Genomic DNA, 17,755 nt, shown 5'->3' with positions numbered 1-17,755 from the left:
CATACGGTACGAATGGCCGCCTTATTGGCCTATGGCTGCTTTTGAAGCGGAGCCTCTCTCATATCTGATTAAATAACAGTACTAGCAAAAGCAAGCCCACCGCTTCAAGAAACTCGTTCAGCGCGCCATAGGTATCCCCCGTTAAACCGCCCAATGCGGCGTTCAGCCGACGCCCCAGCCATACTCCCGCACACCACAATGCCACCGGGACGATCAGGAATCCCAGAAGTGCCGCAAGCACGGAACGGGAGTCCATAGCGATCGAGGGCGCTATCGATGCCGCAGCTCCGGACAGCACGACCGCCATAAGCAGCGCGGCCCATTGCTGCCCTTTGCCCAGTCCATGAAAGTTCCCCGCCAGTCCATCCTTGCCGCGGGCCATCGGCCATGAAGCCATCGCATGAACCATGAACCAACGGCTCCAAATCAAAGGAAGAAGCAGAAGTCCCGAGTAGTTGGGGCCCTGATGCAGCAGTGAATAAATTAAGGAAAGCTTCAGCATGAGGAGCAGCACGCATGCAAGAACCCCCATGGCTCCTACGCGGCTGTCTTTCATTATATCCAGCATCTTTTCTCGTGAACGGTAGCTTAATATGCCGTCAGCCGTATCCATCCAGCCATCCATATGAAGCCCTCCCGTAAGCCACACCCATAAGATAAGGGTCAAGGCTGCAGCCGGCAACGGGGGGAGCAAATACGCCAGTCCGGCAGCGCCGACCCACACGACCAATCCGATCGCGGCTCCTACGGCCGGATAGAACTTCACGCTTTGGAGAAACAGCGCCGGCGAGTAATCGAGATTGGCCTTCACGGGAAAACGCGATAAAAATTGAAAAGCGGCCGCAGCCGCTTGTCCCCATTTCGTCATAGCCGATGCTCCCTGCTTTTCAGTTCAATCGGAATGCCTGCCGTGACCAGGAATACCTCGGAGCTGATTTTCGCTACGGCCTGATTCATGTACCCCGCTAAATCACGATACATTCTGCCCAGCGGATATTCCGGCACAATCCCGCTGCCCACTTCATTCGTTACCATGATCAGATGCCCGGGGTACAGCTGCGCCTGCTCCACAAGAGCAAGGATTTCGGCTTTCACCTGCTCTTGGGCATCCTTCCGTCCTTCATGGAACAGAAGGATATTGGACAGCCATAGCGTAAGGCAATCCACCAGAACCGAAGGGGCGAAGCTTCTTCACCCAGGCTGTTCTCACGCCAATCCCTCAGGAGTTTTGCCAGATGAAACGGCTCTTCCACATTGCGCCAGCAATAGCCGGCATGATTCCGCTGCAACTTATGAAGGGCAATTCGGTCCTTCATCTCGTCATCAAAGGCTTGAGCCGTAGCGATATACACCGCTTGTTCCGATTTCGACATGCATAACTTCTCGGCAAAGCTGCTCTTTCCGCTTCTTGCCCCGCCTGTGACAAGCGTTATCATATCGTCTGCTCCTGGGTTTCGCCCGAGATCCCCGCGCTTTCGAAGGTTGCCATTTCGCTGACGATTCGGCATGCCGCATCCACGAGATGCAGGCATAATACGCCGCCTGTACCTTCGCCTATACGGAGATCCAATTCCAATGCAGGGCGGAGATTCAATTCCTGAAGCAGCCTCCGGTGTCCCTGTTCATGGGAAACATGGGACACAATCATGTAATCGGCGGATGCCGGACAGATCGCTTTCGCAAGCAGCGCAGCCGCGCTGGAGATAAATCCGTCGATAATGACCGGGCAGCCGTTTGCTGCGGATCCCAGAATCACGCCTGCCAGCCCGCCGATTTCAAGGCCGCCCACCTTAGCCAGTACATCGATGGGATCCAGCGGATCGGGAGCATTGACCTTCAAAGCTTTGTCAACCACGGCGATCTTATGCTGCAGGCGCGAATCGTCAATGCCGGTCCCTCTCCCCACCGCATCGCTTGCCGGCATGCCCGTTAACGCACAAATTACCGCAGAACTCGCCGTCGTGTTCCCGATGCCCATCTCGCCGGTTATGAATAGCTGGACACCCCTTTTGACGGCATCCTCAACCACTTTTGCCCCGACCATAATCGATTGCATCGCTTCCTCACGGGACATGGCCGGTCCCTGCGCCATATTTGCCGTTCCATAACGGATTTTACGAGACAGGAGATCGGGATGGGATAATTCGCTGTTCACTCCGATGTCCACGCATGCAATTTCCGCGCCTGCTTGTCTGGCAAGAACGTTAACCGCTGCGCCGCCCGCAAGAAAATTATGAATCATTTGAGGCGTCACTTCCTGAGGAAAGGCGCTTACGCCTTCAGCGCATACTCCATGATCGCCTGCCATAATAATAACTTCCCTACGGTCAAAAGAAGGCTTTACGGTTCCGGTGATCCCGGCAAGTTGTACCGCCATGGCCTCCAGTTTGCCCAGGCTGCCCGGAGGAACCGTAAGGTTGTTTATGTGCGATTTGGCAGCCTGGATCGCCGCTTGATCAAGACCGCGAATTTCTCCGATGTGTTCCATGATTTCTTGTCTCATCATTATCGCTCCTTTAATGGCTCTAAACGATCGCAGGAAGTTTCGCAAGCGAAAACGACTTTCGGTCGCTTTTTCAAAAATGAACTTATTTCAGCAGTTCGGGATAAATCGCTTTTGCTATCTCTTTAAGGCCTTGCGTCACGCGCGGACCCGGACGGCTAATCACGTTATCATCCAGTCCGACCACGGCATCGTTCTTAACGGCCGTGATTTGGTCCCAACCGCTGCGTCCTTTAATGATTTGGTCCAACGTTTTCTTGGTTTTTTCATCCGTAACGTTTTTGGAGTACAGAATCACGTCCGGGTTGTCTTTAATGATTTTTTCTTCGCTGATTTCATTCCATCCCACGGTATCGGCTGCCACGTTAACCCCTCCGGCCAAGGTGATCAATTCATCCATAAACTCGCCGCTGCCAACCGTCCAACCGGGAGAAAACTCGATGTATACTTTCTTTTTCTGCTCAGGCGTAAGCGATTTGACCGCTTCCGTCACTTCGTCCCGCTCTTTCTTCATTTGTTCGATCACTTTTTTGGCTTCCTCTTGATGATCCGTGATTTGGCCGAACAGTTCAATATTTGCCATCACATCGTCCAGCTTTTTCGGATCCGTCTTGAAGACGGTAATTCCCAGATCGCGCAAATGCTGTGCAGCTTCGGCGCTCATGGAGATTCCCGTTACCACGAGGTCGGGCTGCGCGGCAATCATGGCTTCCTCGTTCGGATTGTACAAACCACCCATTTTAGGCTTGGTCGTTGCCGCTTCCGGATAATCGTCAAAGTCGGAAACTCCGACAATCTGCTCGTCCAAACCCAGCGCAAACAATGTTTCGGTCTCCGCAGGCGAGATCGATATAATTTTCTTTGGCGCTTCTTTAAAAGTAAGAGCCTCGCCCGTAGCATCGTTTACGGTCAGAGGATACTCCGTTTTCAGAACGCTTGCCTCTTCGGCGGGGGGAGCCGTTTTTTCCGTCGCTGCCGGTGCCGGCTCGGTTCCTTGTTTCGGTTCACTATTGCTTCCGCAAGCTGCAAGCGCCAGTACCAGCATGACCATCATGGCGCCCAAAGTCCAATTCTTCCACGTTTGCTTCATTGTGCTTTCTCTCCTCTGTCTTCGTTTTCATGGTCTCCGAGACGCTCCCCTTGTTATTACAATGAATGATCATAACGAAAGTCTATGCAACAAAAAAAACCTGATCTTCTTTGACAAGAAAGGATCAGGGATTACGTCATGCAGGCTCCTGGTCATTGCAGCGAGTTCTGCAGGCTATGCACCGTATTAAAAACTCGGTACATCCACAAGCCAAACGTAATCCTTTCCTCGAAGGACCGTCGTACGGCTCGTAAGGCAGGTTTCCTGACTCACAGGTTCGCTGATATTCTCGCCTTCCCATCCTGCTTGCCGCAGAACAGTGGCACGAAGAGAATATCCCTGTTTCACAGTGGCGGGACCGTGCCGGATTCTCACCGGCTTCCCTTTTAACCGGGCATCGAAGAAATCTTCCAAACCCGGACCTTACAAGTTAACCATATTCATTTAGGTACAAGTCTTACCTCTCATTTCAAGATTATAGGTCAGATAGGGACGCCTTACAAGCCTTTGCCTTGCATGGGCGGTCCCAGGGGAGCCCCTTTTACAAATGCCCTATCCATTTACCGCCTTCAAATGTCAGCTTCAACGTGAACAGGCTCCCTGGATCTGCCGAGAAGTCCCAAAAGGCGGAACCTGAAATCGTCATCGCCGCAAGCTGCCTTATCACTCCTCCGTGAGTTACCACCAGCACGCGGTTGTCCTTGCTCTCTGCCTGCGCCAAAGCGGTCAGACTATTCATGAAATCGGTCAGCCTGCCCTGAAAATGCGCCCAGGCCTCGCCTCCGGGAGGAGTCACGGATTGAGGGTTGTCCAGCCATTCCCGGTAAACTTCGGAATGCCTTAACTGATCGTACGTCTGCCCTTCCCATTCTCCAAAATCCATTTCCCGCAACCGGCGATCGAAGACCGCCCTATCGGTTGAAGACGGATAGATCCAATCCAGCGTTTCTCTGCACCTTTTTAAGTCACTGCAGTATACCTTTCGAAACGTTCTCCCTTCAAGGACTTTTTTCACAGGCATAAGCTTGGTCAATGACTCCGGGAGTATACCGATGTCGGTATGCCCCAAATAACGTTTCTCCTTATTCCACTTCGTTGTGCCATGACGAACGCATACCAGTTCTAACTCCATAGCGCTCCACCTGCACTCCATATGACGAGTATGCCCAGCAGCAGGAACAACAGCGATGATGCCAGCATTAATCTTACGGTCGATAGAATATCCCCTTTGTCGAGCGGACGTGAATATTCTCCCATGTAAGCACGAAAAGACGCCACGCCGTGATACACGTTCTCTCCCCCAAGCCGAATCCCCAAAGCGCCGGCGACGGCCGATTCCGGAAAGCCGCTGTTGGGACTTGGGTGAAGACGCGCATCGCGTTTAATGGTGCGGCAAGATGTTTTGTAATCAAGGCGCATGATCCAGCTGCTGACGACCAGCAATAAAGCGGTGATTCGGGCCGGAATGAAGTTCGCGATATCATCCAAACGGGCTGATGCCCACCCCAAATTCAAATATTTATCATTCTTGTATCCAACCATGGAATCCAGGGTATTGACGGCCCGATAAGCCATGGCAAGGGGAGCACCTCCGATCAAAGCGTAGAACAGCGGAGAAACGATGGCATCCACGATGTTTTCGGCGACCGTTTCCACCGTTCCGCGGACAATCTCGGGCTCGTCCAAGCGGTCCGTGTCTCTCCCGACAATCATCCCCAAGGCTTGCCGGGCAGCGGGCAAATCCCCGCTCTTGAGATGAGCATATACTTCCATCCCGGCATCCTTAAGTCCTTTCGTGGCAATGGTCGTAGCAATCAGCAGGACCGCCGCTCCTATGGCAAGCCAGGGATGAATCAGGCCCAGTCCCTTTAGCAGTGCCCAGGTTATTATCCATGCCCCCCCGACGATGAGGAGGGGGAATAAAATCCCGGCTTTCTTGAGGCCGTCCGGCTGACAGACATGACGGCGGATCCTCTTCTCGAGCCGCTTGATCGCATGGCCCATGCCGATCACCGGGTGGGGAAGCCATCGCGGATCCCCTATGATCAGGTCTAGCAGGTATGCAGCGCATAGGATGAATACGGGGAACCATTCCATCATGCCGGCTTCACTCCCGCAGCGTTCAAGCTTTCTTTTACCGTTCCGTAAACGACTCGCCCAATCGCAGCTCCCAGATCCGTTGCCGTTCCGCAATATCGGTGTTCGATGGGATAGGACGGCGATTGGCTGACTCCCAAGACGATGGAGTCCGTTGTCGTTCCCGTGGCGATCAGGCCGTTCTCCGCATCGCGAATGCCCAGATCCGCCAATGCGGCCGCCTTCGCTTCCACGGCGGTGATGACGGCGTTAACCATGGCGCCTTGCGTCATTCTGGCATCAATCATAAGCATGATGTTAATCGTACCCGGTTGGTATACGGGAAAGGTCGTCCGCTCCGATCCGGCCCGGGCGCCGTTCGAAACCCCGGCTGTAGTACAGCAGAAAAGGGAGGCGTCTTTTCCGCTTTCTTCAAGAACGGCAGCATGCTTGAGCTGAACCGCGGTCAATAATCCTACCGTCGCCCCCGGGTCATAACCCCAATCTTCGAAGAGCTTTTTCACGTCTTTTTCCGGGTTACTGCAGTCATAAAACCGATCCACATAAATGTTGGCTGCGCGATCGATCCTTTTCATCCCTCCCCCATGTATAGCGCTGCTAAGGCAATCCACTGGGACCGGGGTGCGAAGCAGCAGATGACGTTCATGCCGAGTAAGCGTCAGACCCGGCCAGGCCGTCGATTCATAGTGAGTACCGGATTCATTTAAAAAAGGCGTTGTCATTTGGAACACTCCTATCTCATTCAAAACTGTCGATCACAAGCTGTATCTTGCTTAGAAATGTCCGGTTGGCTTCCGGGCCTTTAACGGCGATGCGAATATGTCCTTGGCCAAGTCCCGGATACATCGCGCAGCTTCGGATTAAGATTCCCCGGCGTCCAAGTTCCCGCTGCATATCGATCGCCCGCCATGGTTCAGGCAGATTCACCAACAAAAAATTCGCTTCCCCCGGACTTACCTCGCACCCTAACTTCCGAAGCCCCCGGACCAGCACTTCACGCTCTTTCGTAATCAGCTCCAAGGTGCTTTCCTCGAATTCCTCATCGCAAGCAAGGGCCGCCTCGCCGGCCAACAAGGCCAGTCCGTTCACGCTCCAGGTTACCTGTTTCCTTTGCATGGATCGGATGACATCCGGATGGGCCAAGGCATATCCCAATCGCAAACCGGGGATGGCATAAAACTTCGTCATGGACCGTACCAACAGCGTACGGGTATATTTTTCGAGCTCCGCCAATAATGAAGCTTGCCGTTGTTCCGGAATGAAGTCGATAAAGGCTTCGTCTACCACGAGGTAGGTTCGGGATTGCTCCGCCGTGTCGGCTAATTTATGCAATTCCTGAAGCGAGTACTGAACTCCATTGGGATTGTTCGGTTGACCGATAAACAGAAGGTCCACCCGCTGTATTAATTCCTCAATATCCTCAACCGCTGCTTTCCAATCCTGATCTCTTCTGCCGCGGACCGAATGCACTTCGATGTCAAATTGCTCGGACAGCTGCCGGTACTCCGAAAAACAAGGCTCGATAATCCCCACCTTCTGCGGTTGAAGCCCCAGCAGAATAAGAGACATGCATTCCGCCGCGCCATTTCCTACGCATATATGATCTTCTTCCACGCCCAGCTTGCGGGCAAGCAGGCTTTTGAATTGCCGATGGCCCGGATCCGGATAACGAATGATGGACGATAGCGCCTGCTCCAATTGCTCCAATACTTGACGAGGCGGACCGAATGGATTAATATTCGCGCTGAAATCCAGGAATGCGCTCTCCTTCACTCCATAGGCCTTCGCCGCACTTTCCAGGTCCCCTCCATGACCGTATTTCTCCAACATGCCGATAACCCCTCTGCCTGAATTTATTCAATGTGTCCATTATCGCGCGGGCTCTTCGGATGCGTCAATGACAGACCGAAAGATCCGATGAAGAGAAATGAAAATATCGCCATACGCTTCCGTGGAGGACAAGCATATGGCGATATGAAACTCGGGGTTATGGTTTGGCATTAACGCCGCCAACATCGATTAACTTTCGTATCCACGGTTTAGCTGGAATACAGCGAGCAGTAGGTACGATCAAACCGTCCTGCGATCAAGTCTTCCTTTCGAATGAAAAAGTGCAGCACTCCTGCATCCCACCAGCAGAAACCCACGTCATCGTCAGTCTCCAGTTCCAGCAGCATCAGCATATCCGCGACTTCCTGCTTCGCCTTCGTCTTATCGCCGCCGAAATGTGCCGCTATCTTTGTCAATGCTTTATCCATGCTATACTCGTACGGCTCCCCGGTCAGAAGGTAAAGAGCCGCTTCATATTCCGCATCATCATGCTGTCCGGTCGGATAACCGAATACCTGAATGATATCGTCGTCTCCTTCGTCACGAATCTCAAATAGCAAATCCTCATAATCCTCATAGTCGGCATTCTCGCTCTCGACCTGATCTTCATCCATGTAAGCATAGTTGGGAGGTTCCAGAGAGGAACGCTCTGCCAGATCAAAACCGGCGTAAGTTTCTTCCAGCGCCGTCTCGCCCGGCGGTTCGCGACGGACAACCGTCAGCAGCTCCGATTCGTCGAACCATATGACCCGATGTTCGATGTTGTAAGCCGGCTCGTCGATCCCGAGAAAAAAAGAGAGCATGCCTGTTTTAGGCAACCATTCATTGGCATCACGCTGAGCTGTATCCTGCATATTCAATTGAACCAAAAAGGTCATGGGCTTCCCATCCGATGTAAGCGGCCATGCAAACGTTGGCGGCAAATCCGGATCGCCGCCAACGCGCGAACGTCCGGGCTTCGTGTAGTCCGCCTTCCCGTTTTTAGCGCAACGCACCCCTTGCCGCGTCGTCTCCATCAAATAATTCAACGCATGTTCAAAACCATGCTCCTTCAATTGCTGCTCCAGCTTGATTCGATTGTGTTCCAGCAAAGTGAAACCTCTCCTCTCCTCGATATCTTTTTCAGTGTACCTGAAGCATAGTCTCCCATTCCGTGTGACTATTTGTTTTATGTTGGGTGTGGCGAAATACCTGGAGAAAAGAACGTAGGTACTTCTTTTTATCTACCCGGCGCTTACAAATTGAATAATCCCGATTAACGCCAAAAGTAAAAATATACCAATTACTGCGAAGATTGCTATCTTTACAGCTTTAAAGTCATTGGATCTTCTCTGAAGCTGTTTCTCGACGTTATTCAATCGCTCTTTGAGTGCTTGAATCTCTTTTTCTTTTTCCACTGATGTCCCTCCTTATTCTCCATTTTCCAATCTCTATCTAAACTTCATTCAACAAATATGGAATATTTCCTCTTTAATTCCATTGTCACGGACAAATCTCTTGAAAAAAGATGGAAAAAGAGCTATTGTGTTTTTATTGACTATAAATTAATTTTTCAGTCAAAAAAAGGAGCAGGATGGATGCCGAAGATTGTTAGTGAACATGAAAAAAAGATGATTAAAGACGCCATGTATGTTAAAGGCATTGAGTTGATTCGGAAAAAGGGCGTGAAGCGTGTCACAGTAGAAGATATAACCATGGCAACTAATATGGGCAAAGGTTCCTTCTATTCACACTATACATCCAAAGAAGAACTTCTCTATGAGATTATTAAAAAGAGCGAGCACCGAATGTTTAAAAAAGTGGAGGCCGTGCTTTCCGAAAAAACAGAAGTAAGGGAACGGTTTATAAAAGCGTTAAAGGAAGTCTATTTGGCCGAGGATAGCATTGTTTTTTATGTTTCGCCATCGGATATTGAGTATCTTCTTCGCAAACTTCCTGCTGCGGTGACGGATGGGGAAGCAAGGAAATCAAATGACTATTTTGGCAGGATCATATCCCTTTGCGGTATTGAGGAATCCGAATGCGATTTTAATGTGGTGGCCTATTTAATGAATGCGCTCCATTTTGTAGGATCGACTGAAACATCTTTCGGAAAGCAAGGCAAAGAGAAAGCTCTAGATATTCTCATCCAATCCATAGCCGATTATGTGGTGGGAGATTCCACCGGGAGGTACAAATGACAATAGCATGGATCATTTTGGGCGGAGTTCTTATACTCATGATTTGTCTGGCTCTATCTATGCAATACAAGAAAACAAAGGCTTCCATGAAAACTCGGATTTCATCGGAGGGTATGGGTATAGATTGTAGAGAATTTGTAACGATCGGAGGGATTCCGCAATATTTACATCATCGAGGCGAGAACGTTGATAATCCAGTGATGTTGTTTTTACATGGCGGTCCAGGGTCGCCCATGCTGCCGTTTGCCCAAGAATTTCAGATTCCTTGGGAAAAGCGCGTAACGGTTGTCCATTGGGATCAAAGGAATTGCGGAAAAACTTACTTTAAAAACAATCCGAAACAAATTACGCCAACAACCACGATTGAACAAGTTATTCATGATACGTACGAAGTCGTAGAATATTTGAAAAAGAAATACAAGAAAAAGAAGATCATCATCATGGGGCATTCATGGGGGTCGGTGCTAGGCAGCCTGTTTATTAAAAAATATCCGGAACTTGCGCAAGCCTATATCGGCGTGGGGCAGGTCGTGAATATGATGGAAAATGAGCGTGTCGGTTATGAAAAGGTGCTGGAATCTGCGAAAGCGGCGAACGACAATAAAGATTATCAAGCACTCCTTCGTTTGGGACCATACCCACCACATCAATTCGATAGCGAGATGCTTAAAAAACTTACAAAGGTTCGCAAGTACCAAAGTAAATATAAATTATCTGCCGGCGCTACAATCGACCTCATCATAAGCGGTTTATGTTCCCCTTTTTATACGTTCAAGGATGTAAGCTATTTTTTCCGTACGGGGGCCGTTGGCGATGGACAGTCCCATCTTATGAAATATTTGATGGAATCGTTTGATCTGATGTTATTGGGGACAACCTATGAAATACCTGTCTTTTACATACAGGGAGAACGAGACTGGCAAACTCCCTATCCGCTAGCAAAAGAATTCTTTCCGAACATAACGGCGCCGCTTCAGTTGTTTTATTCCATTCCGGATGCGGGCCATGCAACAATGCTGGATCAGAAGGAGAAATTTAACGAGGCATTATTTGATATTCTGGACCGGATACGATAAAAGGTCCTCTTTGATCCAACTCAATGAAGAGTTGTACTGCGTCTCGCCAGTGACATCATTAAAAGGCCCGGATAAAAGTTATCCGAGCCTTGTTGAGTTAAGCAGTTTTGCTATGTACATTCTTTTTGCTCAAAATACCCATGAATCCCCCAATAATAAAGAGGACGCCGGACAATATGTAGAACATGAAAATACTAATAAACCCGGCAATGCCGCTCACAATCATGAGTACACCGGCTACCTTTGGTTTTGCTTTTGCCATGCAGCGCCAACAATACCAAGAATACTAAACAACATTGCAGAAATTGCAAGTCCAGTAATACTCGATGTTCCGCTGTCGGAAAATGCAGCGTCCACTCCCCCGATCATAAGAGCAACAATCGAAGCAATAATCCCGAAAATCCCCGCTATAAGACCCATTGCAAACATAAATACACCTCCTTTTCTCTGGTTCAAATGTACTATACACGATATTCCCGTATTATCCAAGTATATTTTGTTGTTTTGTTGGAGGGATTTGTCTGTTTTTGTGGAATTTTGAGGAGTAAAGTTAGCCATCGAAAATTCAAAGGCATCCATCCAACATAAAACGGACAAGCCCGTAGAGCTTATCCGTTTCTATAAAATATATCTGTAAATATAATTCATACTATTGATAGGAAAATTACAGGCGGGTTACCGTAATTTACTACATTTTAATCAGCTTCTTTATCCATTTGATCGTTATTTCATCTTTGACCTCTCTACTCAAATCGGAAGGAAACTGCAAATATTGTTCTTCCTCAGGCATTTTATGCAATTGACTGTGTACAATAGGATCAGCGTTACCGTCATCATTGTAATATTGGGGAAAACGGTAATCTTGCCCTTCAAGTGATCGATAGACATAAAAACTGTACTCGATCCCATCAACTACACAAAAGGCATGGCCTTGAATTCGCGGATCGCACCAGACATGAGTCCCTTTTAGCTTTTTCAATGAAAGCAAAAAACCGTTCTTCTGAGCTTCCGTAATATGATAATCATCCAAATAATACTTAGATGATATTCGATCAAAATTCGTATCGATGATCTGGTAGTTCAAAATCACTTCGGCTCCCTTTTGAAGAATGGGGTTAAAGTAATCCTTCTGGATCCCGCCCTTATACCTTAATAATCGGCTTCTTACCAAATAGTCGATATTACTGTGGTCTAAATTACGACCAAACGTTAATAGAAATCGTCTTTTATCCAACTTTATTCTGAACCCCATTTTGGAAGTGAATTATGGTATAAATCAACGTTACCTTTATGGTCAGGCCAATTATCTTTTGTATGATAATGCCACCGAGTATGATTTCTAGAATCAGATGCATAAACATGAAGCCTTAAATACTCCGATCCATTTTGACCATATAGAGAGATTATGTGTTCACCTTGCTTAATTCCGTTGGCTTGCGCAGCATCCTCTGGACCAAAGTTCCTAACACTTTGAATACTGGAATCTGACAAATGACTTATCGTAGATCACAGATATACTAATAAACATCGAAAGCCAAATGTAAGAAATGCGATTTTTTTTGTGATTTTACGAAAAAAGGCTCCCTCGCGGGAGCCTTTTAACTGGCGTTATTACAGGGTTTAGGGACCCCTTTATTACATCATGCCGCCCATGCCGCCCATGTCAGGCATAGCTGGTTTTTCCGGCTCCGGCTTGTCGGCGATCACCGCTTCGGTGGTCAGGAACATAGCCGCAACGGAAGCAGCGTTTTGAAGAGCGGAACGGGTTACTTTCGCAGGGTCAACGATACCCGCTTCGAACATGTTCACCCAAGTATCGGTCGCAGCATTGTAGCCGATGCCGAGATCTTCTTTTTTCAGGCGCTCAACGATCACGGAACCTTCTTGACCCGCATTGTCAGCAATCGTGCGGATTGGCTCTTCCAGAGCGCGCAGCACGATGCTTACGCCCGTCTTCTCGTCGCCTTCTACATTGAGGGCTTCAACGGCTTTGTATACGTTCACCAGCGCAGTACCGCCGCCGGATACGATGCCTTCTTCAACCGCAGCGCGAGTCGCGTTCAGAGCGTCCTCGATGCGCAGTTTGCGTTCTTTCAATTCGGTTTCCGTTGCCGCACCGACTTTGATTACCGCTACGCCGCCGGCCAGTTTAGCCAGACGCTCTTGCAGTTTCTCTTTGTCGAACTCGGAAGTGGTTTCTTCCAGCTGTGCACGGATTTGTTTAACGCGAGCTTCGATATCGGCTTTGTCGCCGGCACCGTCAACGATGATCGTGTTTTCTTTCGTTACGCGCACTTGACGTGCCGTACCCAGTTGGTCGATCGTTGCGGATTTCAGGTCAAGACCCAATTCCTCGGTGATCACTTGGCCGCCGGTCAGGGCAGCGATATCCTGCAGCATGGCTTTGCGGCGGTCGCCGAAGCCAGGAGCTTTAACGGCAACCGCGTTAAATGTTCCGCGCAGTTTGTTCACGATCAGCATTGCTTGCGCTTCGCCTTCGATGTCTTCGGCGATCAGAACGAGCGGTTTGCCTTGTTGAACGATTTTTTCAAGCAGCGGCAAGATTTCTTGCGTGTTGGTTACTTTTTTATCGGTGATCAGGATGTATGGATTGTCGAGGACAGCTTCCATTTTATCCGTATCCGTAATCATGTAAGGGGAAATGTAACCGCGGTCGAACTGCATTCCTTCCACGATCTCCATTTCAGTCAAGAAGCCGCGGGATTCTTCAACGGTGATGACGCCGTCTTTGCCCACTTTTTCCATAGCCTCGGCGATCAGTTGGCCAACTTCCTCGTCAGCTGCAGAGATGGATGCAACCTGAGCGATGGACTGCTTGCCTTCGATCGTTTTGGAGATTTTTTGCAGCTCTTCTACAGCCGCTCTTACCGCTTTGTCGATCCCTTTGCGGATAACCATAGGGTTAGCGCCTGCCGTTACGTTTTTCAGACCTTCACGGATCATCGCCTGAGCAAGAACCGTTGCAGTCGTTGTACCGTCACCGGCAACATCGTTGGTTTTGGTAGCTACTTCTTTAACAAGCTGTGCACCCATGTTCTCGAATGCGTCTTCCAGCTCGATTTCTTTAGCAATCGTCACGCCGTCGTTGGTGATCAGCGGGCTGCCGAATTTTTTCTCAAGAACCACGTTGCGGCCTTTCGGTCCGAGCGTTACTTTTACTGCGTTAGCCAATGCATCAACACCGCGAAGCATGGAGCGGCGGGCGTCTTCACTAAACTTAATCTCTTTAGCCATGGTATTATATACCTCCCTAGTGGATTATGAATATTTCAGCACTCTTATATTCAGGTTGTGAATTAACCCAAGATCGCGTGGATGTCGCTTTCTTTCATAATCAAATATTCTTTGCCTTCGTATTTGATTTCCGTTCCGGCGTATTTGGAGAAAATGACGCGGTCGCCTTCTTTAACTTCCAGCGGTACGCGAACGCCGTCTTTCAAAGAACCGCTGCCTACAGCGATAACTTTTCCTTCTTGCGGCTTTTCTTTGGCGGAGTCCGGAAGCACGATCCCGAATGCCGTGGTTTCTTCTTGTTCGATCGGTTCTACCAGTACGCGTTCACCTAAAGGTTTGATCATGAAAAATAGCCTCCTTTAAAATATGTTGTGGTGCGCTTTGATTCAAAGCTTTATGTATTAGCACTCAACAGCCTTCAGTGCTAACAACCAAGTTTTATGATACTCAAGTTGTCGGCAAATTTCAAGTCCTTCGCATGATTTTTTACTCATTTTTTACCTTTTAATTCTTTGGGGGCATTCCATGGTTTGTCCAAAAAAATCCCCCTTCCCATTCTATCCATGGGAATTTAATTTATGCCTGGGCATTAAGGATGCTTTGAGCTGAAAAACCGCGGCAGACTCGTAAGATCAAGATTAACCGCCCTGCACGCAAACAACCCGTTGAACAAGCATATAGTGCCGTTCAACGGGTTGTTATTCTTCGTATTCTAATCCTCGTCCTTGCGCACATACCGGCTTTCCAGCTCCATATCGGCCTGCAACTGCTTGCGGTATACCGCCGCGGACAGGAATACGCTGAATTCGTAAAGCAGCAGCAGCGGGATCATTACCAGGAAGTCGGAGATGAAATCCGGCGGCGTGATTACGATCGCAATAAATACCAGAACAAAATAAGCCAGTCGCCGCATTTTTTTCAGCCTCAGCGGATTAAGAATCCGAAGCTTCGTCAAAAACATGACGACAAGCGGAAGCTCAAACACCAAGGCCAGCGGCAGTACAAGGTTAAACATAAAATTAAAATAGTTCGTTATGCCGTACGTTTCCTTAAGCCCCATGCTCTGCGTAATCGAGGTCGTAAACGACAGGGTCATCGGAAACACGATATAATAGCCGAACCCGACGCCTATGATAAACAGGAGAAACGCATAGGGAACGTAGCGGACGGTCGCCCTCTGCTCCTCTTTACGGAGTCCCGGCTTGACGAAAGCCCACAGCTGGTAAAAGATAAACGGGATGGAGATCACGAGCGAAAACAGCGCGGCTATTTTCATGTAAATCCCGATGCCGTCCCAAAATGAGAACGCGTTCAATTCAAACGTCTTCGCCTGCTCGGTTCCCGTCAAATATCGATAAATCGGCTCCGCGATAAACAGGCCCAGGGCCAAGCCGCCCACAAATACGACAAGCACTAATATAATCCGCTTTCGAAGCTCGCTAAGGTGCTCCACAAGCGCCATTTCTTCCATTTGCTCTGACACGCTAGATATCACCTCATCCGGTTTCCGGCAGATTAAAAGCGTCTTTTGACGCACTTCACAGAAGGCAGACTCTATGTAATTATTCTTCGTAAATAATTAGGTTGAGAAACAAAATCCCTCCCGGAGGAGGGATTTCTTATTGGCGAACGGCCAACTTATTCCGGAAGACGTTTGTCTTCGGCATTGGTCTGAACGGCTGCCGGCTGAGGAGTTTCATTCTTCTTTTTTGAAGGTTCATCCTCAATAATCTCCCGGGCCCCGTCCTTAAATTCGCGGAACGTTCTGCCCACGGCTCTTCCCAGCTCGGGGAGCTTGTTCGGTCCAAACAGCAGCAGCGCTAAAATGACGAGCAAAATGATACCCGGCACTCCGATTCCACTCATACCAATCTCCTCCTTGTCACGTCACTCACATGCTAGTATCCGAACGATAACGGCACACCAGCGCCGACTTAAAGAATTCCGACAAACAATAGACATACATATATCGCCATCATACCATAACGTAAATCACATAAGACAGGGAAGAAAATTGACAATTTTCGCACAATTATTTCTCTTCAAAAAAGTTACTCCCTATACTGGCCGGTGACCATCAGCAGCGCCTCAGGAAGCTGATCCATCACGGCCGCGAGGTTCTCGTGAACCCCTTTCGGAGATCCCGGCAGGTTCAGGACGAGGGTCCGCCCGCGAATGCCGCATACGCCCCGGAACAGCATGGCGCTCCGGTTCTTCTGCATCACCGTGGCCCGCATGGCTTCCGCAATGCCGGGAACCTCCCTTTCAACGACGCGTTTGGTCGCCTCCGGCGTCACATCCCTTACGGCCAGCTCCGTTCCTCCGGTCGTAAGCACCAGGTCAACCTGGAAATAGTCCGTAAGCTCAATCAATGCGGCTATAATTTCATCCTCTTCATCCGGCACAATGCGGTATTCGATAATTTCCCCGCCCAGCTCCTCTTCAATGAGTTCCCGGATCACCTGGGCGCTCGTATCCTCACGTTCCCCCCGCGAGCCCTTATCGCTCGCCGTCAGGATCGCCGTTTTCCACAGCATGAGTTACCTCCCCTTCCCTCTTCAGCCGAATCCTGAATCTATGTAAAATTGTGATAATCCCCGCTTTTGCCCCCTGTTTTGCTAACCAGTCTCGTCGGGCCGATCTCCATGTCCTTTTGCATGGCTTTGCACATGTCATAGACCGTCAGCGCCGCTGCGGAAACAGCCGTGAGCGCCTCCATCTCAACGCCGGTCTTTCCCGTTGTCTTGACGATTGCTTCAATATATAGTTCATCGCGGCCATTGTCGCCAAAGTTTATGTTAATCCCCGTCAAGGGCAATGGATGGCACATCGGAATCCAATCGGACGTTTTTTTGGCCGCCATGATTCCGGCTACCTGCGCCACCGCAAGAACGTCGCCTTTCTCCACGCCGCCATCAAGAATCCGCCCCAGCGTATCCGGGCGCATCTTCACCGTTGTCTGAGCGGCCGCGGTGCGGGTAGTTATTTCCTTATCGCTTACGTCCACCATCTTGGCTCTGCCCTGTTCATTAAAATGACTAAGCTCCATCCCATCACCTTCCGCTATTCCTCAAACTTTATGCAGCCATTCTCCGTTATTAGCCCGTCCAATCGCAGATCATGGCTTTCCGTCGGCACTTTATCCATAAGCTGAATTTCATAGGCAAGGCCGATCCACAAAGATCTTTTACCTCGGGCGCTCTCCTGAAGATTCAAACGCTCCCGAAGACGGTCATAGTAGCCGCCTCCGTAGCCTAGTCTTCCTCCCTTCCGGTCAAACGCCAAGCCCGGTACCCAAATACGTCCGGAACAGCTGCCTCATCGCAAAGCTCCGCCTTCATCGGATGGGGTTCCATGATTCCGTAGCTTCCCTTCTCCAATTCCTCCGCACTGCGGAGGTTATACAGCTCCATGCTTCGGTCATGCTTAAGGCTCCTCGGGACCACAACCGATACCCCGTTGTTCCAAGCCCAGCGAATGAGCGGCCAGGTGTCCGGCTCTGAACGGAACGGGACATAAACCAGCATGCTCCCGGCTGACGCTTTCTTCAGAAGATCGGCCGCATGGTCGCATACTTCGGCAGACAGCTTGTTTCGTTGCTCCTCCGGGATAGAATCCCTGGAGGCCGCCTTGACCGATCGAAGTTCGGTTTTGGATACATGGTTTTGCCGCTCGTTCCGGAAGGTGTTCAAAACGCCGTCGTCCCTCTCATGCTTATAATTAA

At 49.6% G+C, this 17,755-nt stretch carries 20 protein-coding genes, 2 pseudogenes and 1 riboswitch; of the genes and pseudogenes, 2 read left to right on the top strand and 20 right to left on the bottom strand.

Going from position 1 to position 17,755, the window contains the following annotated elements; translation table 11 throughout:
- Positions 1–58: 58 nt before the first annotated feature.
- From cobS to XI25_RS33855, 10 genes and pseudogenes are all read right to left on the bottom strand, one after another.
- Positions 59–868: an adenosylcobinamide-GDP ribazoletransferase gene (gene cobS / locus XI25_RS29080; RefSeq protein WP_046681313.1), complete on the bottom strand. Its 810-nt coding sequence runs from the start codon at positions 866–868 to the stop codon at positions 59–61.
- Positions 865–1,436: pseudogene (cobU, locus tag XI25_RS29075) on the bottom strand (bifunctional adenosylcobinamide kinase/adenosylcobinamide-phosphate guanylyltransferase). Before cobU ends, cobS begins: the two are co-directional and overlap by 4 nt.
- Complete coding sequence (gene cobT / locus XI25_RS29070; RefSeq protein WP_052759792.1) at positions 1,433–2,503, bottom strand: nicotinate-nucleotide--dimethylbenzimidazole phosphoribosyltransferase; 1,071 nt, start codon at positions 2,501–2,503, stop codon at positions 1,433–1,435. The pseudogene cobU and the gene cobT overlap by 4 nt, the downstream one beginning before the upstream one ends.
- Positions 2,504–2,588: 85 nt before the next feature.
- A complete protein-coding gene (locus tag XI25_RS29065; protein WP_046681312.1) occupies positions 2,589–3,593 on the bottom strand; it encodes an ABC transporter substrate-binding protein in 1,005 nt (334 codons plus the stop codon).
- A gap of 237 nt (positions 3,594–3,830) precedes the next feature.
- Positions 3,831–4,034, bottom strand: a riboswitch (cobalamin riboswitch).
- A 100-nt stretch (positions 4,035–4,134) separates the two neighbouring features.
- Complete coding sequence (locus tag XI25_RS29060) at positions 4,135–4,725, bottom strand: histidine phosphatase family protein (RefSeq protein WP_052759791.1); 591 nt, start codon at positions 4,723–4,725, stop codon at positions 4,135–4,137.
- Positions 4,716–5,693, bottom strand: a complete 978-nt coding sequence (cbiB, locus tag XI25_RS29055; protein ID WP_046681310.1) for an adenosylcobinamide-phosphate synthase CbiB — start codon at positions 5,691–5,693, stop codon at positions 4,716–4,718. The genes XI25_RS29060 and cbiB overlap by 10 nt, the downstream gene beginning before the upstream one ends.
- Positions 5,690–6,412 carry an adenosylcobinamide amidohydrolase gene (locus XI25_RS29050; RefSeq protein WP_046681309.1) on the bottom strand — a complete coding sequence of 241 codons (723 nt, stop codon included), beginning with the start codon at positions 6,410–6,412 and terminating at the stop codon, positions 5,690–5,692. The genes cbiB and XI25_RS29050 overlap by 4 nt, the downstream gene beginning before the upstream one ends.
- Positions 6,413–6,428: 16 nt before the next feature.
- Positions 6,429–7,520 (bottom strand): threonine-phosphate decarboxylase CobD, encoded by a 1,092-nt coding sequence (cobD, locus tag XI25_RS29045; protein WP_046681308.1) that lies wholly within the window; start codon positions 7,518–7,520, stop codon positions 6,429–6,431.
- Positions 7,521–7,729: 209 nt separating this feature from the next.
- On the bottom strand, positions 7,730–8,611 hold the full coding sequence (locus XI25_RS29040) for a YwqG family protein (protein WP_046681307.1): 882 nt from the start codon (positions 8,609–8,611) through the stop codon (positions 7,730–7,732).
- Between the two features lie 132 nt (positions 8,612–8,743).
- Complete coding sequence (locus tag XI25_RS33855; protein WP_200901496.1) at positions 8,744–8,917, bottom strand: hypothetical protein; 174 nt, start codon at positions 8,915–8,917, stop codon at positions 8,744–8,746.
- Positions 8,918–9,097: 180 nt separating this feature from the next.
- Here XI25_RS33855 and XI25_RS29035 point away from each other — a divergent pair, with 180 nt between their 5' ends.
- Together XI25_RS29035 and XI25_RS29030 are read left to right on the top strand one after the other, a co-directional pair.
- Positions 9,098–9,700 (top strand): TetR/AcrR family transcriptional regulator, encoded by a 603-nt coding sequence (locus XI25_RS29035; RefSeq protein ID WP_046681306.1) that lies wholly within the window; start codon positions 9,098–9,100, stop codon positions 9,698–9,700.
- Entirely contained in the window at positions 9,697–10,776 is a 1,080-nt protein-coding gene (locus tag XI25_RS29030) for an alpha/beta fold hydrolase (protein ID WP_052759790.1), read from the top strand. The genes XI25_RS29035 and XI25_RS29030 overlap by 4 nt, the downstream gene beginning before the upstream one ends.
- A gap of 97 nt (positions 10,777–10,873) precedes the next feature.
- Here XI25_RS29030 and XI25_RS29025 read toward each other — a convergent pair.
- The 10 genes and pseudogenes from XI25_RS29025 to XI25_RS28980 form a co-directional block, all read right to left on the bottom strand.
- Positions 10,874–11,205, bottom strand: a pseudogene (locus XI25_RS29025) (DUF4064 domain-containing protein).
- 259 nt (positions 11,206–11,464) lie between these two features.
- Positions 11,465–11,860 carry a hypothetical protein gene (locus XI25_RS29020; protein ID WP_235440492.1) on the bottom strand — a complete coding sequence of 132 codons (396 nt, stop codon included), beginning with the start codon at positions 11,858–11,860 and terminating at the stop codon, positions 11,465–11,467.
- 551 nt (positions 11,861–12,411) lie between these two features.
- Positions 12,412–14,031: a chaperonin GroEL gene (groL, locus tag XI25_RS29015; RefSeq protein ID WP_046681304.1), complete on the bottom strand. Its 1,620-nt coding sequence runs from the start codon at positions 14,029–14,031 to the stop codon at positions 12,412–12,414.
- Between the two features lie 62 nt (positions 14,032–14,093).
- Positions 14,094–14,375 carry a co-chaperone GroES gene (gene groES, locus XI25_RS29010; protein ID WP_046681303.1) on the bottom strand — a complete coding sequence of 94 codons (282 nt, stop codon included), beginning with the start codon at positions 14,373–14,375 and terminating at the stop codon, positions 14,094–14,096.
- Between the two features lie 368 nt (positions 14,376–14,743).
- Positions 14,744–15,514, bottom strand: coding sequence for a twin-arginine translocase subunit TatC (gene tatC, locus XI25_RS29005; RefSeq protein WP_046681302.1), 771 nt, complete (start codon positions 15,512–15,514; stop codon positions 14,744–14,746).
- A gap of 155 nt (positions 15,515–15,669) precedes the next feature.
- A complete protein-coding gene (gene tatA, locus XI25_RS29000; protein ID WP_046681301.1) occupies positions 15,670–15,897 on the bottom strand; it encodes a twin-arginine translocase TatA/TatE family subunit in 228 nt (75 codons plus the stop codon).
- Between the two features lie 185 nt (positions 15,898–16,082).
- On the bottom strand, positions 16,083–16,568 hold the full coding sequence (locus XI25_RS28995; protein WP_046681300.1) for a MogA/MoaB family molybdenum cofactor biosynthesis protein: 486 nt from the start codon (positions 16,566–16,568) through the stop codon (positions 16,083–16,085).
- 38 nt (positions 16,569–16,606) lie between these two features.
- The gene (moaC, locus tag XI25_RS28990) at positions 16,607–17,080 is read right to left on the bottom strand and encodes a cyclic pyranopterin monophosphate synthase MoaC (protein WP_046681299.1); all 474 of its coding nucleotides are present in this window, start codon (positions 17,078–17,080) and stop codon (positions 16,607–16,609) included.
- Positions 17,081–17,094: 14 nt separating this feature from the next.
- Positions 17,095–17,316 carry a 5-formyltetrahydrofolate cyclo-ligase gene (locus XI25_RS37130; protein WP_160308964.1) on the bottom strand — a complete coding sequence of 74 codons (222 nt, stop codon included), beginning with the start codon at positions 17,314–17,316 and terminating at the stop codon, positions 17,095–17,097.
- Positions 17,286–17,723 (bottom strand): 5-formyltetrahydrofolate cyclo-ligase, encoded by a 438-nt coding sequence (locus tag XI25_RS28980; protein WP_046681298.1) that lies wholly within the window; start codon positions 17,721–17,723, stop codon positions 17,286–17,288. The genes XI25_RS37130 and XI25_RS28980 overlap by 31 nt, the downstream gene beginning before the upstream one ends.
- Positions 17,724–17,755: the final 32 nt, after the last annotated feature.

This window comes from Paenibacillus sp. DMB20 (genome assembly GCF_000987955.1).
Classification (GTDB): domain Bacteria; phylum Bacillota; class Bacilli; order Paenibacillales; family Paenibacillaceae; genus Paenibacillus_AQ.
Note: the sequence above shows the minus strand (reverse complement) of the source record. Positions and strands in the feature narration are given on the sequence as shown.

Bases quoted from the DNA above. Each gene is read 5' to 3' on its own strand.
- cobS (WP_046681313.1), bottom strand. From the start codon at position 868: ATGACGAAATGGGGACAAGCGGCTGCGGCCGCTTTTCAATTTTTATCG.
- cobT (WP_052759792.1), bottom strand. From the start codon at position 2,503: ATGAGACAAGAAATCATGGAACACATCGGAGAAATTCGCGGTCTTGAT.
- XI25_RS29065 (WP_046681312.1), bottom strand. From the start codon at position 3,593: ATGAAGCAAACGTGGAAGAATTGGACTTTGGGCGCCATGATGGTCATG.
- XI25_RS29060 (WP_052759791.1), bottom strand. From the start codon at position 4,725: ATGGAGTTAGAACTGGTATGCGTTCGTCATGGCACAACGAAGTGGAAT.
- cbiB (WP_046681310.1), bottom strand. From the start codon at position 5,693: ATGATGGAATGGTTCCCCGTATTCATCCTATGCGCTGCATACCTGCTA.
- XI25_RS29050 (WP_046681309.1), bottom strand. From the start codon at position 6,412: ATGACAACGCCTTTTTTAAATGAATCCGGTACTCACTATGAATCGACG.
- cobD (WP_046681308.1), bottom strand. From the start codon at position 7,520: ATGTTGGAGAAATACGGTCATGGAGGGGACCTGGAAAGTGCGGCGAAG.
- XI25_RS29035 (WP_046681306.1), top strand. From the start codon at position 9,098: ATGCCGAAGATTGTTAGTGAACATGAAAAAAAGATGATTAAAGACGCC.
- XI25_RS29030 (WP_052759790.1), top strand. From the start codon at position 9,697: ATGACAATAGCATGGATCATTTTGGGCGGAGTTCTTATACTCATGATT.
- groL (WP_046681304.1), bottom strand. From the start codon at position 14,031: ATGGCTAAAGAGATTAAGTTTAGTGAAGACGCCCGCCGCTCCATGCTT.
- groES (WP_046681303.1), bottom strand. From the start codon at position 14,375: ATGATCAAACCTTTAGGTGAACGCGTACTGGTAGAACCGATCGAACAA.
- tatA (WP_046681301.1), bottom strand. From the start codon at position 15,897: ATGAGTGGAATCGGAGTGCCGGGTATCATTTTGCTCGTCATTTTAGCG.
- XI25_RS28995 (WP_046681300.1), bottom strand. From the start codon at position 16,568: ATGCTGTGGAAAACGGCGATCCTGACGGCGAGCGATAAGGGCTCGCGG.
- moaC (WP_046681299.1), bottom strand. From the start codon at position 17,080: ATGGAGCTTAGTCATTTTAATGAACAGGGCAGAGCCAAGATGGTGGAC.